The following is a 12538-nucleotide window of genomic DNA, read 5'->3' as shown; positions in this document are numbered from 1 at the left end:
GAGGGGGTAACCCCGCCCGCGGTCCCAGTCGAGCATCCGGCCGACCGTGTCACACCGCTCCTCGAACCGCTCGCCGCAGTACCGGGCCGTCGCTCCCACCGTCCGGGCGAGGCCGTGGTCCGCGTGGTAGTCCAGTGCCTTCCGGAGGAGCCCCGGGGCCACGCTCACTCCCTCCCGTCCGACCAGGCATCCAGGTCGAGTTCGAGGACCGTCCACTCGTCCACGTCCGAGAGGCTGAAGTCGTGCTTCTTCGGGTTGGTTCCGACCCGCTCGTAGCCGAAGTGCTCTATGTACCAGTCGATGGTCCCCGGGCGGTCGGTCTCCGTGCGGACGGTCTCGATGCCACGGGCGCGCATCTCCTCGAGCCGCGCCGCCTGGAGCCGGTAGCCGAGTCCCTCGCCGCGGTAGTCGGGATGGACGGCCATGCTGGCCGTCTCGGCCAGCGTGTCGCTGTGGACGATGTAGCTCGCGGTGCCGACGACATCCTCCCCGTCCTCGGCGACGAACGAGTTCTCGACGCGGATCTCGCTCCGCTCGGCGTCCTCCTGGTCCGTCTTCGGCGCCATGTCGTACCTGTCGAGGACGTCCATCGCCGCCGGGACGTCCTCCTCGCGCATCTTCCTGATCCGAACGGTGGTGTCGTCTGTCATCTCCTCCGGGTCTCGTCGAGCAGGTGGGTCAGTCGGTACACGGTACGGATGGTCGGGGCGGGCTTGCCGGTGACCTCGGCCAGTTCCAGGACCGTCCCCACCAGCGCCTCGAGTTCAAGTCGGTCGCCCCGCTCCAGGTCCTGCAGCATCGAGGTCCGGTGGTCACCGACCGTCTCGGCCCCCTCGATGCGGTCGTCGATGGACCGGCGGAACGAGGCGCCCAGTGCCTCGGCGACCGCCTTCGCCTCCTCCATCATCGTCCGCACCAGCGCCCGGGTCTCCGGGTCGCGACAGATCTCCCCCAGGGTCGCCCGTGTCAGCGCGCTGACCGGGTTGAACGAGAGGTTCCCCAGCGCCTTGAGCCACAGCTCCGACCGGACATCGTCGAGGACCCGGGACCGCAGGCCGATCCGCCCGAGCAGGTCGGTGATGCCCCTGATGCGGGGAGTCGTCGTGCCGTCGAGTTCCCCGACGGGGAACCACCGTCCCTCCGTGTGTCGGACGACGCCCGGCTCGACGACCTCGCCCGCCGCGAACGGAACACAGCCGATCACCCGCTCGGTGTCGATGTGGCGCTCGACGACGCCGTCCGGATCCACGGATTCGATTCGGTGGCCCTCCAGCTCGCCGTCGAACCCGTGAAAGTACCACCACGGGATACCGTTCTGCACGGGGAGGATGACCGTCTCAGGGCCGACCAGCGGGCCGACGCTCGGCGCGACCGAGGGCAGGTCGTACGCCTTCACGCTGAGGATGACGAGATCCTGCGTTCCGAGGTCGGCCGTATCGGCACGGACGGTCGGATTCACGACGACGTGTCGGGTGTCGTCGGGGCCCAGTAGCGTCAGTCCGTTCTCCGCCATCGCCTCGCGGTGGGCACCCTGGTCGACGAGCGAAACGTCCGCACCCGCGTTCGCCAGTCTCCCGCCCAGCAACCCGCCCATCGCTCCGGCCCCGATTACACAGACACCGACGGACCCCGGACGCGCCCATTCGACGCCCGGCCGCTCCTGTGGCGTGCCATCCGCCTCCGTCCCCTCCCCAGCCTCGTACTCCGAGTCGTTCATTTCCGTCCCGGTCGTGGCGACAGCCGCCGCCGGCTAAAATGTGTGGTGCGTGGTGGCTCCCGAGGCAGCAGGTCAGTCCGCACACGCCGACCGAGCGAGCGGCATCCCGAGTATCGAGACCAGCGTGAACAGCTCGGGCCTGCGATACGCGCCGGCGAGCTGGGATCGGTAGCATTCGTCCACCCCATCCCAGTCGACGAACGGCAGTCGACGTATCAGCTCCTCGTTCCTGTCGATAGTCTCACGGACGAACTCCTGCTCCCGCAGGAGCTCGTCGTTGTCCGGCCAGGAGTCGTGGCTGTAATGCGGCTTCGGAGTCCGTCGGGGGAGGAACTTCGCCCGGAACCGCACGGCCTTATCGGCCAGGTAGTGGACGGGATACGGGTACTTGACCGGAACGCCGGTGTTCCCGTCGGGAAGCGCCGCGAGCTCCGGGTCGAGCCTCCGCAACGTCTGCTTGACGAGGTCACGGCGGGTGCGATAGGCCATGGGGAGTGCCTCGGCGAACTCGACGACCCGGTCGTCGAGGAACGGCGTCCAGTACGGGGCGATCCTGAGCAGATCGACGTAGTTGAGATGTTCCGTATCGTTCGTGAGCGGGTAGATCTCGCTGAAGACCGCGAGGTCCTGCATCGAGCCGTACCCGACGCCGTGGTGGACGATCCCATCGTCGACCTCGTAGATCTCGTCCGAGAGGATATCCGCGAGCGTCGGCGGCGTCTCCAGATACGACGGGAGGTCGGCATCGAGGAACGCCACGTAGTCCGACGGCCCCTCCAGACGCTTCCGGACCGGGATCTCGATGTAGCCGAGCGGCGTGTCCAGCACCGGTGTCGGGAGGTCCGCGAAGTCACCGACCATCTCGTTCGGATAATGCCCCGAGACGAGAACGTCCACCTCGTCGGCGATCACGTCCGCGAACCCACTCGCGTGTGCCTGGTTGAACGAACTCGCGAAGTTCGCGAACTGCGGGTTCCGCTCTAGAGCGTTCGCCTGGTAGTCGTCGCCCCGCTGGAGGAACCGGAACTCGGCCCCGGCCGCGTCCGCACAGCGCTCGGCGATTCGCGCTTCCCGGTTGTGCCAGTCGTTCATGTGGAGGACCGTGACCGGCTGGTCGACGGCAGCGAACGCCGCGAGGACGAGCCGTGAGTCGGCGCCACCGCTCAGCATGAGGCCGTACCGGCGGTCATCCGAGACGCGCTCCTCGACGACGGTCACGATCAGGTCGGCGAAACGGTCGACGAGATCGGAGAACCGCCGGTTCGTCGGCTGGTAGCTGGGTCGCCAGTAGCACTCGGTTCGGAGCGGGCCCGCCCCGTCCGATTCGGCCGCCCCGCGTTCGCCATCGCTATCTCGGCCCGCCTGGAAATCGGGCAGGTCGACAGCCGCCAGCGTCGCAGGGGGAAGCTTCTCGACGCCGGCGATCGGCGTCCGGGTCCCGAACACCTTCTTGAGGGCGAGATACTCGTAGAGGTACGGCTGGTCGAACGCGATGGGGATGTCCGGGTGCGAGGCGAACCCCTGGATCGAGGTCGTGAACGCGAACGCCCCACGCGCGGTCCGGGTGTGGAACACGGGTCGCGACCCGAGCCGGTCGTTGAACAGCGTCACCTGCTCCCGGGAGCGGTCGTAGACGACGCCCACGAACTGCCCGTTCAGGGTGTCCGCAACCTCCCGCCCGGCGACATCGTAGCGTTCTGCGACGTAGGCAGCATCCGACCCAGTGGGGTCCTCCCGGGGCACGTACACCCCGGTCTCGGTGCACGTGTGGCCGAAAAGGTCCCCCCAGACCCAGACGAGAACGTCGCCATCCGACGCCGTCGCGGGTTGGTGCGCTACGGCCGGGGCGTGCCCGTCGACGCGAACCGCGAGCCGATCATCGGTGAACGTCGAGGTGCGTTCGCGTCCCGTCCGTGGCTGGGATTCGAGGAACCGTCGTACCCCCTCCTCCTTCCCCCCGAGAACGCCGCAAATCCCGACCATACGTGGGTTGATTTCCGCCCGAGCGATAACTCCTTCGAGGGTATCGGTTCCGGTGATTCGAGGTATCGTCGGAGTGACCGCGACGCCCGGCAGTGCGGTCCGCTACAGAGATCCGAGACGATCGCAATTACCCTCGGTCATCGAAGGACCTCGACGAGAGTCCGTCTCCGGCTGGACGTGTCGCTTCCCGTCACTCCACGTCCTCCTGCAGCGCGTCCGGCAGGAAGCGGTCCTCGTGGGCCTTCACCACGTCCTGGTACTCGATCAGCTCGTTGATCCCGTCCCGGACACCGCCCTCGAAGTCCACCCGTTGCGAACCGATGAGGTCCATGTACCGCTCGTTCTCGATTTCCATCGCGTGCTCCTCGTCCTCGTCGCGCGGGTTCTCGACGTGCGTGACCTCCGTGTCCAGCCCGTGTTCCTGTGCGACCTCGGCGATGGTCTCGGCGATCTCGACGATGGAAATCGCACGCGTCACCTGGTTGTAGACCACGTGGTCGTCAGGTCGGTCGTCGACGTCGTTCAGCGCCAACCGAGCCAGCCCCTCCACCGCATCCTCCAGCGAGATGAAGGGCTTGCGCTGCTGGCCCTTGCCGTACACCGTCAGCGGGTACTCCGCGACGGCCTGCGCGCAGAAGCGGTGCGAGACGACGCCGAAGTAGTAGTCGAAGTCGAAGCGGGTCGCCAGCCGCTCGTCGGCCGCGGTCTCCTCGGTCTCGGTCGTATACGTAATCGCGGTTCGAACGTCCGAGACGGGGATGTCGAACTGGTCGTGCGCGAGCCGGAGGTTCGCCGCGTCGTGGCTCTTGGTGAGGTGGTACCAGCTCCCCGCCATTGCCGGGAACGGAACCTCGTCGCGCTCGCCCTGGTTCTCCATGACGGCGCCGCCTTCGGGAATCGGGAACTCGGGGGCGCCGTAGACGCCCGTCGTCGTCGTCTCGATGAGATGCGTGTCGCTGAGCCCGTTCTCGGCCAGCCCGAACGCGAGGTTCCGGGTGGCCTGCATGTTGTTGTGCTGCGTGTAGTTGGCGCGCTCGCCGTTGATCTGCGAGTAGGGCGCGCTCGGCTGGGCGGCGGCGTGGACGACGACACGCGGCTCGTGGACCTGCAGGAGTTCGTCGACGAACGAGCGCTCGGCGAGGTCGCCCTCGACGAAGGAGAGGTTGCCGTAGCCCTGCTCCTCGGCCGCGGCGAGGCGCTCGTCGATGCCGGCGATGGGGACGGCGCTCTTCGAGCCGATCTCCTCGACCCACTGGCGGCGGGCGAGGTTGTCGACGCCGACGACGCGTTCGTCCGTGCGGTTCGCGATGCGGAGCGCGGTCGGCCAGCCGATGAAGCCGTCCGCCCCGGTGACGATGATCGTCATTGGTTACTCACTCTGTGAGTAACTTGCCGGCTACAAATATCTTGTCACGCGGTCCGGGCACACTCCGGGAGGAGCTGTCGCTGACATCCGAGAGGAACCGGTCGCTGACCGAACCCCTCATGGGCTCGCCGCGGAACGCTCCCCCATGCGCGTCCAAGACGAGTTCGTCCCCGAGGAGACGTTCCGGGAGTTCATCGAGCGGATGCCACAGGTCTGCGTGGAGGTCGTCGTCGAGCGGGCCGACGGGGCCGTCCTGCTCGCCCACCGGACGAACGAGCCCGCGTGCGACGAGTGGTTCTGGCCCGGGAGCCGTCTCTACAAGGGCGAACGGCTGGAGGACGCCGCCCGACGGGTCGGCCGCGAGGAACTCGGGGTCGACCTCACCATCGGCGACCGGCTCGGCGTCTACGAGCACCGGTGGGAGACGAGTGCCCCGGGGCCGAGTCGCCACACGGTCAACATCGCGTTCCGGGCGCGGGCGGCCGACGCGGACGGCGACCTCTCGGCCGAGGACGTGACACTCGACGACCAGCACGATGGCGTTCGGTTCGTCCAGCCCGCCGACGTGGACGAGTCGTACCACGAGTACGTCCAGCGGTACGCGCGCGACCTGCGGGCTGTTGGGGGGTCGTAAGGTCGGAGGCCGGTTCCGTCTCTAGCCCTTATCGAGGGGGGCGGCACAACGCTGATGTGGGCCTGTAAACGACGTATACACATGGGAACGAAGACCGTCCGCCTGGAGGAGGACGTGTACGAACGCATCAAGAGCCGGAAACGCGAGGATGAGACGTTCTCCGAGGCGGTCGACCGTCTGACGAACGACTACACGCTGCTGGACTTCGCGGACGAGTTCGCTGACCGAGACGAGAGCCGGTGGGAGCAGGAGAAGCGCGTGATTGAGGCGGCGGAGGGTGAGGAGGACGAGGCGGTCGAGCAACTCCTCCACGAGGAATGATTCTCGATACGAACTTCCTCGGCGCACTCAAGGACCGACATCCGGGGGCGCTGGCGAAGGCGGAGGAACTCGAGACCTCGGGTGTCCCGTTGCGAGTACCCACCATCGTGTGGTTCGAGCTGTTCATCCCGGTTGGGCACACGAACCGCCAGCAGTACAGGCTGGAGGACCAGCGCGCGTACCGGCGACTCATCTCGAGCAGACCGACGGTGGATTTGACGCAGTCGATAGCGAAGCGGGCGGGAGTACTGGAAGGGACGCACCGTCGGAGCGACAGCAAGCCAGCCCTCGGACCGGCGGACGCCATCGTCGCGTCGACGGCACTAGAGGTCAACGAACCTGTGGTCTCCGACGATGATGACTTCGACCACGTGGATGGCCTGACGCGAGTCGGCTACTGAACTGGAACCGCGGTCGGCCACCGGGGCTCGAACCTGCGATATTCAGCCGTCCAGCCCCGTCCGAAGCAACTCCCGGACCGTCGCCTCGACGCTCTCCTCGGGAGACCATCCCAGCTCCGCTCGCGTCCGGGACGTGTCCACGCCGAACTCGCTCACGAGCGTCTCGTCGCGCGGGTTCTCCTGCAGGACGATCTCCACCTCGGGGCCGCCCTCCTCGATGCAGAGCCGCTGGACGAGTTCCGCGATGGTCATCACGCCGGGGTCCTCGTCGGTCGCCACCTCGTAGGCGGTGCTGCCGGTCTCGCCCGCGGCGCGTTCCTCCAGCAGTCTCTCGGCACTGCGCAGGAACGCGCCCGCCACGTCCCGGACGTGGACGAAGTTGCGGGCCTGGTCGCCCGGCTCGTAGACCGTCAGCGGTTCGCCGGCGAGCGCGCGGTTCACGAAGAAGTTGATGACGGTCCCCTTCGAGACCTGCCGGCCATCGATGGAGTGTCCGCCGTAGAGGTTCGAGACCATGAACTGGTGGGCCGGGAAGGCGCCCTCGGCCATCGTCTCGACGGCCCGCTCGCCGAGCACCTTCGTCCGGCCGTACCAGTTCAGCGGGTCCCGTTCCATCTCGGCGGTGATGGGGAACTCGTCGGGGTCCCCGATGACGGCCATCGAGAACGGGAACGCCATCGCGGCGCCGGTCTTCCGGCAGAACCAGGCGACGTTGTTGGTCCCCTGGACGTTCACCTCGTACGAGAGGTCGGGTCTGGTCTCGCAGTCGTCGACGCCGGAGATAGCCGCGAGATGGATGACGACGTCCGCGCCGGCCAGCGCGTCCTCTAGGCGGTCCCGATTCCGGATGTCGACGTGTTCGACGGAAACGTCGCGGATTTCTCGGATATCGCCGAGATAGAAGTTGTCGATGGCGGTCACGTCCCAGGATTCGTGTGTCTCCTGGATCTCCGTGACGAGCCGGCTCCCGATGTAGCCCGCAGCGCCCGTGACGGCGACGTGAGGCGCGTCGCCGTCGCCCGTCGTGTCCTCGTCCATGAGTGGTTACTCGGTTGCCGGGTAAATAGTTCGTCCGGTACGGGCGACGGGCGGACGCGTCTGGGTGTGGGGCTCCCTGGGGCCAGTCGAGCGTCTCTGCCCCCGGGTGGGAAGGTGCCGAGAGACGGTCGGTCTCCGAACGGTTCGTCGCCGTGGCGTGGCCTGCCTCGTTACACGAGATCGAGGAGAAAGCCCACGACTTCAGTCGTGGGAAGAATCCGACCACACTCGTCACAAACCATCCTCGATAGCCGACCGAAGGTTGATGCAGTCATAGCATATAATATAAATGAGACTCTATCTAATCGTATGCCACGGGGGTACAGTCGAGAGCGAACGTCGGTACACAATCTCCACTACCACTTCGTGTGGTGCCCGAAGTACCGCAAACCGGTGCTGACCGACGAGGTTGCCGACCGTCTCGAACACCTCATCGAGGAGAAGGCCGACGAACTCGACCTCGACATCCTCCGGCTGGCAATCCAGCCCGACCACGTACACCTGTTCATCACGGGCACCCCGAAGCTCTCCCCCAACAAAATCATCCAACAGGTCAAGGGCTACACCTCGCGGAACCTCCGCGAGGAGTTCGACTTCGGCCTCCCCTCGCTGTGGACGCGCTCGTACTTCGTCTCATCGGCAGGAGAGGTGTCGAGTCAGACTATCGAGGAGTACATCGAAGCACAGACCGGACGATAACGATGCGCCGAGACGTCACCACTACGGTACGGGTCAAACTCCACTCGCTCACCGAGCGGAAAGCCCGACTCGTCGAACGTGAATACTCCGCGTTCCAAGACGCCGTTCACGGTGACGAGGACGCAACCCTCTACTCCGCCACCAAGCAACAGGCGGGCAAAGTCCGCTCGAACAAGAACCCGCGAGCGGACACTGACCAACCCGTCGTCCTCCGCAACGACTGCATCACCATCGAACACGACGAGGATACCGTCCTCTCGTCGTGGTGGTTCAAACTCCCCGTCTACAACCCCGAGAAAGAACGCGGGGATAGCATCTGGGTGCCCGTTCGTGTCCCCGAGAAAGACACGCACCTCCTCGAAGACGAGTACATCCGTGACTCGGAACTCGTCCACCGGGATGGCGAGTGGTACGTCCACCTCGTCTGCACGCGGTCTGTGGCCGTCGCAGACGAATACGACGACGTCCTCGCCGTTGATATGGGTGCGAAGTGGATAGCCGTCAGCACGTTCCTCTCCGACCGCGACACGCAGTTCCACGGCGCGGAAGTCCGTCGCGTCCGTGAACACTACAAGCAGCTCCGCAAATCCATCGGGAAGGCGAAGGTGCGTTCGGGAGCGCAGGTGATCGAGGGCCTCGGGAACAAGGAGTCGCGGACGGTCGACCACGAGTTGCATCAGGTGGCGAACGAACTCATCGCCCGCGCTCGGGAGCGCAACGCAGTCATCGTGTTCGGTGATATGACGGGGTTGCGCTTCGACAACGACAAAGGCCGGTACGTGAACGACAAGACGCACAAGATGCCGTATGCGAAGCTGGCGAACCGCCTCACGTACAAAGCCCATCTTGACGGTCGTGAGTGTATCCCGGTTGAGGAGTACGACACGTCGGTGACGTGTTGGCGGTGTGGATCACAGAACACGAGTCGTGAGGTGCAGGGCCGGGTGGAGTGTGAGGACTGCGGGTTAGAGGATAATGCGGACAAGAATGGGGCGTCGAACATCGGTCAACGAGCCGTGGGTAAGGACATCACGAGCCCGCTATCCTCGGCGGGGGCTGTTGTGGCTCAGCCCGAAACGCAGGTCGTACTCAAGGGAACCAGCGGTGAGATGGAACCTGCGAACTCCCCGGAAGACGTGGGCCTAACCCTCCGTGAGGGAAGCCCACGACTTTAGTCGTGGGAGAAGTCACTCGGAGGAGAGGAAGTCAGCGATGTAGCCGAGCCACACCGGCGAGTAGAGGAGACTGTCGAGTATCGCGAAGTACAGGAGCGCGTTCATGTCGCTCACCCATCCCAGCAGGTAGACGGGGAGCACGACCAGCCCCGCGATGAGCGTCGTCACCCACCTGTACGCCAGTGACACACGGGCCCGATTGGCGGCCGGGAATGAAATTACTGTGGGACGCACTGCCAGGACATCGATGACTCGTCGATCCGGCGGCCCTCTTGGGGTGGTGGAGACACGACGGTTCGGTCCTCCCCTCTCAGTTCCCGGCTTCGGGGCCCTCCCAGGTCGCGAGGACGTAGCTCCGGGTGCCATCCTCGGGCTTGTAGACGATGCGGACGGTGGCCTTCTCGAACTCGGTGCTGGGGTCGGCCCCGTAGATGCGGAACCGCTCGCCGGCCGACATCGAATCGCCGGGGATGGCGAACTCGTCGTCGAAGTTGAAGCTGCACTCATACTGTCCGCCCGAGGGTGAGCCACACTCGAAGCCACTCGCGGCCAGCGTGTCGTCCTCGTAGGGGTAGTCGGCGACGATGTAGAGGTCGCCCGCAGCGACGGTCTGGGGCTGGCTTCCGTCGGCCACCTCGACGGTCTCGCCGCCGTCGTGGACGATGTCGAGGGCGTCCTCACCGTTGTCCCCGACGTCGTCGTGGAACTCGAAGGTGAAGTCGATGTTCGGCTGGGGGGTCGCCGGGTCGTCCCCGAAGCCCATCGCGAACACGCCCATCGTCGCCGCGAGGATGACCACGATGGCGACCATCAGCACCACGCCGATGACCGGCGATACGGCCCGTTCGACCAGCGCTCTCGGCCCCCTCGACCCCATGATACCGGAGATATCTCGGACCGGCGCACATAACGGCTGGCACCACCTCTGCACCAGATGGTGCCGTAGCGGGCCTCTGTGGCTGGGTATGGCGTCGGCCGGTGGTGGAGAACTCAGTTCGCGTCCCGGAACGCGTCGGCGATGTCCCGAACCCCCTCGCGGAGCGACCACTCCGTCTCGAAGCCGGTCCCCGCGAGGCGGTCGAAGCTCACATTGTACGACGGCCCGGGGTGTTCGTCCTCCAGGTAGGTCACGTCGACGGGGCCGACCTCCTCGCGGACGAGTTCGGCGATCTCGCTGATCCGGTAGTTCGCGTCGTTCGAGCCGACGTTGTAGACGGTCTCTTCCCACCGTTCCGGTTCGAGCGCCGCGCTCGCGTAGGCCCGTGCCGAGTCCCGGACGTGGACGAACGGCCGCCAGTTCGAGCCGTCGCCGTACACCGTCAGCGCCCGGTCGGTGAGCGCCCGGAAGACGAAGTAGTTGACCACGAGGTTGAACCGCACACCGGGCGCGTCGCCGTAGACGGTCGCCATCCGCAGGGCGGTGCCGTCCATCGAGTGGTCCGCGCAGTACTCCCGGAGGAGGTCCTCGCTCTGCAACTTCGTCTCGGCGTACGGGTTGATGGGGTCCGGATCGGTCGTCTCGTCCATGGCCGTGCTCGGTGCCCGGCCGTAGACGTTACAGGAGGAGGCGAAGACGACGTTGTCGACGCCGAGTTTGCCCGCGGCGCGGAGGACGTTCTCGGTGCCGTCGTAGTTGACGGCGAACGTCTCCTCGCGCCGGTCGTGGGTCGAGGCCGCACCCGTGATAGCTGCGAGGTGGACGACGGTGTCCACGTCCCGGACGGCGCCCTCGACGTCGCCGTACTCGCGGACGTCGCCGCGCTTGAACGAGAGGTCGTCGCCACCCAGTTGCCCGCGGAGTGCCCGCGGTGATCCGGATTCGAGTGAATCGAGGACGCGGACGTGGTCGACCCGCTCGTCCTCGCGGAGCAGGGGGAGGAGGACGCTGCCGATGTAGCCACAGCCGCCCGTGACGAGAACGCGCATATCGGTCGTGTGGGGAGCGGGGGTAAAGGGATTCCGTCAGTCGTCGTCCCGCTTCTCGACTGCGGAACCGGAGGCGTTCTCGGATGCCGTGTACGCACCTCGCCGAAAGCGATTACTGGCTGCGTGCATGTACATGCATGCATGGGGACGACCACCATCTCACTCCGGGACGAGGCCTACGACCGGCTCAAGGCCGCAAAGCGCGAGGGAGAGAGCTTCAGCGATGTCGTCCTCCGGCTGACAGATTCACCCAGTACGGAGGAGCGGATCGCCGAGCTGGCCGGTGGCCTCGGGAGCGACTTCGCCGACGCCGTCGAGGAGTCGTCGTCCGAGGTCCGTGACTCGCTGGAGATGGAGTCCGGGGACGCCGGATGAGGCTCCTCGATACGAGTGTCCTCGCCAGGTGGGGGCACCCCGAACGGCAGCAGGAGGTCGTCCCCTACCTGCAGCGTCACGCCGACGAGCAGTTCGTGACCTCCTCGCTGGTGGTGTTCGAGTTCTTCCGCCCGGCGAGACGGCGGGAGAACAGCGAGGCGGTCCACGCTTGGCTCGGGCGTGTCCTCGACGGGGTAGAGGGGTTCACGCAGAGCGGGGGCCTGACCGCCGCGTCGGTCGAGGCGAACCTGGCCAGGCACGACACGTCGCTCGAGATGCGCGACCTCCTGATCGGGTCGCACGCCCGTGACATCGGGGCGACGTTCGTGACCTGCGACAGGGACGATTTCGAGAGGGAACCGGTACAGCAGCTGCTGGACGTGGACGTGATCGTTGACTCCTCCTGAACCTGCGAGCGGTCTGAAGGCTGGCCTCCGTCTCTGAGACATCCTACGGCCGATCCAGCGCCCGCAGTTCGTCGTCGATACTCGACAGGCAGTACTCGAACACGCGATACGGGTGGTCATCGGCAGGATACGACACTACCCGACGGTCGGTGGTCCCGTCGCCGTATTCGACCTGGAAGTGTGCTGGACCGAACTCCGGTTCGGTATCGTCCGCGTGCCTGCCGATGCTCCGGCCGGTGGTCGGTTCCCACCACTGGATCCAGTAGTGCGGGCGGTCGCCCGAGAGGTCGAACTCTACCCGGAGCCGAGCCTCGGGGGCGGGATACGACCGGCCGAGGAATACCGAGGGATCGATCTCCGCGACGACCTCGTTAGCGTCCAGTCTTGACGGGACGTACCGAACGCTGGTACACCCGGCCGTGTCCGAGAGCCGGTCGTGGACCCGACGCAGGAGCTTCGGCTCCGTGGGGTTCCACACCCCGAATATCGGTGGCAC

At 66.2% G+C, this 12538-nt stretch carries 16 protein-coding genes; 7 read left to right on the top strand and 9 right to left on the bottom strand.

Going from position 1 to position 12538, the window contains the following annotated elements:
* Positions 1-164: 164 nt before the first annotated feature.
* The 4 genes from P2T62_RS15960 to P2T62_RS15945 all read right to left on the bottom strand — a co-directional run bounded on the left by P2T62_RS15960 (position 165) and on the right by P2T62_RS15945 (position 5066).
* Positions 165-650, bottom strand: a complete 486-nt coding sequence (locus P2T62_RS15960; RefSeq protein ID WP_276258061.1) for a GNAT family N-acetyltransferase — start codon at positions 648-650, stop codon at positions 165-167.
* The gene (locus P2T62_RS15955) at positions 647-1717 is read right to left on the bottom strand and encodes a ketopantoate reductase family protein (protein WP_276258060.1); all 1071 of its coding nucleotides are present in this window, start codon (positions 1715-1717) and stop codon (positions 647-649) included. The genes P2T62_RS15960 and P2T62_RS15955 overlap by 4 nt, the downstream gene beginning before the upstream one ends.
* A 72-nt stretch (positions 1718-1789) precedes the next feature.
* Positions 1790-3700, bottom strand: coding sequence for an asparagine synthase-related protein (locus tag P2T62_RS15950; protein ID WP_276258059.1), 1911 nt, complete (start codon positions 3698-3700; stop codon positions 1790-1792).
* Positions 3701-3890: 190 nt separating this feature from the next.
* Positions 3891-5066 carry an NAD-dependent epimerase/dehydratase family protein gene (locus P2T62_RS15945; protein WP_276258058.1) on the bottom strand — a complete coding sequence of 392 codons (1176 nt, stop codon included), beginning with the start codon at positions 5064-5066 and terminating at the stop codon, positions 3891-3893.
* 145 nt (positions 5067-5211) lie between these two features.
* On the opposite strand from P2T62_RS15945, the gene P2T62_RS15940 reads away from it, so the two are divergent.
* The 3 genes from P2T62_RS15940 to P2T62_RS15930 all read left to right on the top strand — a co-directional run bounded on the left by P2T62_RS15940 (position 5212) and on the right by P2T62_RS15930 (position 6422).
* On the top strand, positions 5212-5700 hold the full coding sequence (locus tag P2T62_RS15940; protein WP_276258057.1) for an NUDIX domain-containing protein: 489 nt from the start codon (positions 5212-5214) through the stop codon (positions 5698-5700).
* An 81-nt stretch (positions 5701-5781) separates the two neighbouring features.
* A complete protein-coding gene (locus tag P2T62_RS15935) occupies positions 5782-6021 on the top strand; it encodes an antitoxin VapB family protein (protein WP_276258056.1) in 240 nt (79 codons plus the stop codon).
* Positions 6018-6422: a PIN domain-containing protein gene (locus P2T62_RS15930; RefSeq protein ID WP_276258055.1), complete on the top strand. Its 405-nt coding sequence runs from the start codon at positions 6018-6020 to the stop codon at positions 6420-6422. The genes P2T62_RS15935 and P2T62_RS15930 overlap by 4 nt, the downstream gene beginning before the upstream one ends.
* 42 nt (positions 6423-6464) lie before the next feature.
* Here the strand turns inward: P2T62_RS15930 and P2T62_RS15925 are convergent, their stop codons facing one another.
* Positions 6465-7460 (bottom strand): NAD-dependent epimerase/dehydratase family protein, encoded by a 996-nt coding sequence (locus P2T62_RS15925; RefSeq protein WP_276258054.1) that lies wholly within the window; start codon positions 7458-7460, stop codon positions 6465-6467.
* Positions 7461-7769: 309 nt separating this feature from the next.
* On the opposite strand from P2T62_RS15925, the gene tnpA reads away from it, so the two are divergent.
* On the top strand, positions 7770-8159 hold the full coding sequence (tnpA, locus tag P2T62_RS15920; RefSeq protein ID WP_276258053.1) for an IS200/IS605 family transposase: 390 nt from the start codon (positions 7770-7772) through the stop codon (positions 8157-8159).
* A 2-nt stretch (positions 8160-8161) separates the two neighbouring features.
* A complete protein-coding gene (locus P2T62_RS15915) occupies positions 8162-9334 on the top strand; it encodes an RNA-guided endonuclease InsQ/TnpB family protein (RefSeq protein ID WP_276258052.1) in 1173 nt (390 codons plus the stop codon).
* Positions 9335-9346: 12 nt separating this feature from the next.
* On the opposite strand, the gene P2T62_RS15910 is transcribed toward P2T62_RS15915, so the two are convergent.
* The 3 genes from P2T62_RS15910 to P2T62_RS15900 all read right to left on the bottom strand — a co-directional run bounded on the left by P2T62_RS15910 (position 9347) and on the right by P2T62_RS15900 (position 11260).
* A complete protein-coding gene (locus P2T62_RS15910; RefSeq protein ID WP_276258051.1) occupies positions 9347-9523 on the bottom strand; it encodes a hypothetical protein in 177 nt (58 codons plus the stop codon).
* Between the two features lie 121 nt (positions 9524-9644).
* Positions 9645-10211, bottom strand: coding sequence for a type IV pilin N-terminal domain-containing protein (locus P2T62_RS15905; RefSeq protein ID WP_276258050.1), 567 nt, complete (start codon positions 10209-10211; stop codon positions 9645-9647).
* 113 nt (positions 10212-10324) lie between these two features.
* The gene (locus P2T62_RS15900; RefSeq protein WP_276258049.1) at positions 10325-11260 is read right to left on the bottom strand and encodes an NAD-dependent epimerase/dehydratase family protein; all 936 of its coding nucleotides are present in this window, start codon (positions 11258-11260) and stop codon (positions 10325-10327) included.
* Positions 11261-11401: 141 nt separating this feature from the next.
* Here P2T62_RS15900 and P2T62_RS15895 point away from each other — a divergent pair, with 141 nt between their 5' ends.
* The gene (locus P2T62_RS15895) at positions 11402-11635 is read left to right on the top strand and encodes an antitoxin VapB family protein (RefSeq protein WP_276258048.1); all 234 of its coding nucleotides are present in this window, start codon (positions 11402-11404) and stop codon (positions 11633-11635) included.
* Positions 11632-12042 carry a type II toxin-antitoxin system VapC family toxin gene (locus tag P2T62_RS15890; RefSeq protein WP_276258047.1) on the top strand — a complete coding sequence of 137 codons (411 nt, stop codon included), beginning with the start codon at positions 11632-11634 and terminating at the stop codon, positions 12040-12042. Before P2T62_RS15895 ends, P2T62_RS15890 begins: the two co-directional genes overlap by 4 nt.
* Before the next feature lie 43 nt (positions 12043-12085).
* On the opposite strand, the gene P2T62_RS15885 is transcribed toward P2T62_RS15890, so the two are convergent.
* Positions 12086-12538, bottom strand: a complete 453-nt coding sequence (locus tag P2T62_RS15885) for a hypothetical protein (RefSeq protein WP_276258046.1) — start codon at positions 12536-12538, stop codon at positions 12086-12088.

The organism is Haloglomus litoreum (genome assembly GCF_029338515.1).
Lineage (GTDB): Archaea > Halobacteriota > Halobacteria > Halobacteriales > Haloarculaceae > Haloglomus > Haloglomus litoreum.
This window is presented reverse-complemented; position numbering and strand designations above follow the sequence as displayed.

What these genes read in the sequence shown, in the direction of transcription:
- P2T62_RS15900 (WP_276258049.1), bottom strand. Translation starts at nt 11,260, where the DNA reads ATGCGCGTTCTCGTCACGGGCGGCTGTGGCTACATCGGCAGCGTCCTC.
- P2T62_RS15955 (WP_276258060.1), bottom strand. Translation starts at nt 1,717, where the DNA reads ATGAACGACTCGGAGTACGAGGCTGGGGAGGGGACGGAGGCGGATGGC.
- P2T62_RS15960 (WP_276258061.1), bottom strand. Translation starts at nt 650, where the DNA reads ATGACAGACGACACCACCGTTCGGATCAGGAAGATGCGCGAGGAGGAC.
- P2T62_RS15940 (WP_276258057.1), top strand. Translation starts at nt 5,212, where the DNA reads ATGCGCGTCCAAGACGAGTTCGTCCCCGAGGAGACGTTCCGGGAGTTC.
- P2T62_RS15930 (WP_276258055.1), top strand. Translation starts at nt 6,018, where the DNA reads ATGATTCTCGATACGAACTTCCTCGGCGCACTCAAGGACCGACATCCG.
- tnpA (WP_276258053.1), top strand. Translation starts at nt 7,770, where the DNA reads ATGCCACGGGGGTACAGTCGAGAGCGAACGTCGGTACACAATCTCCAC.
- P2T62_RS15935 (WP_276258056.1), top strand. Translation starts at nt 5,782, where the DNA reads ATGGGAACGAAGACCGTCCGCCTGGAGGAGGACGTGTACGAACGCATC.
- P2T62_RS15950 (WP_276258059.1), bottom strand. Translation starts at nt 3,700, where the DNA reads ATGGTCGGGATTTGCGGCGTTCTCGGGGGGAAGGAGGAGGGGGTACGA.
- P2T62_RS15915 (WP_276258052.1), top strand. Translation starts at nt 8,162, where the DNA reads ATGCGCCGAGACGTCACCACTACGGTACGGGTCAAACTCCACTCGCTC.
- P2T62_RS15895 (WP_276258048.1), top strand. Translation starts at nt 11,402, where the DNA reads ATGGGGACGACCACCATCTCACTCCGGGACGAGGCCTACGACCGGCTC.
- P2T62_RS15905 (WP_276258050.1), bottom strand. Translation starts at nt 10,211, where the DNA reads ATGGGGTCGAGGGGGCCGAGAGCGCTGGTCGAACGGGCCGTATCGCCG.
- P2T62_RS15945 (WP_276258058.1), bottom strand. Translation starts at nt 5,066, where the DNA reads ATGACGATCATCGTCACCGGGGCGGACGGCTTCATCGGCTGGCCGACC.
- P2T62_RS15890 (WP_276258047.1), top strand. Translation starts at nt 11,632, where the DNA reads ATGAGGCTCCTCGATACGAGTGTCCTCGCCAGGTGGGGGCACCCCGAA.
- P2T62_RS15925 (WP_276258054.1), bottom strand. Translation starts at nt 7,460, where the DNA reads ATGGACGAGGACACGACGGGCGACGGCGACGCGCCTCACGTCGCCGTC.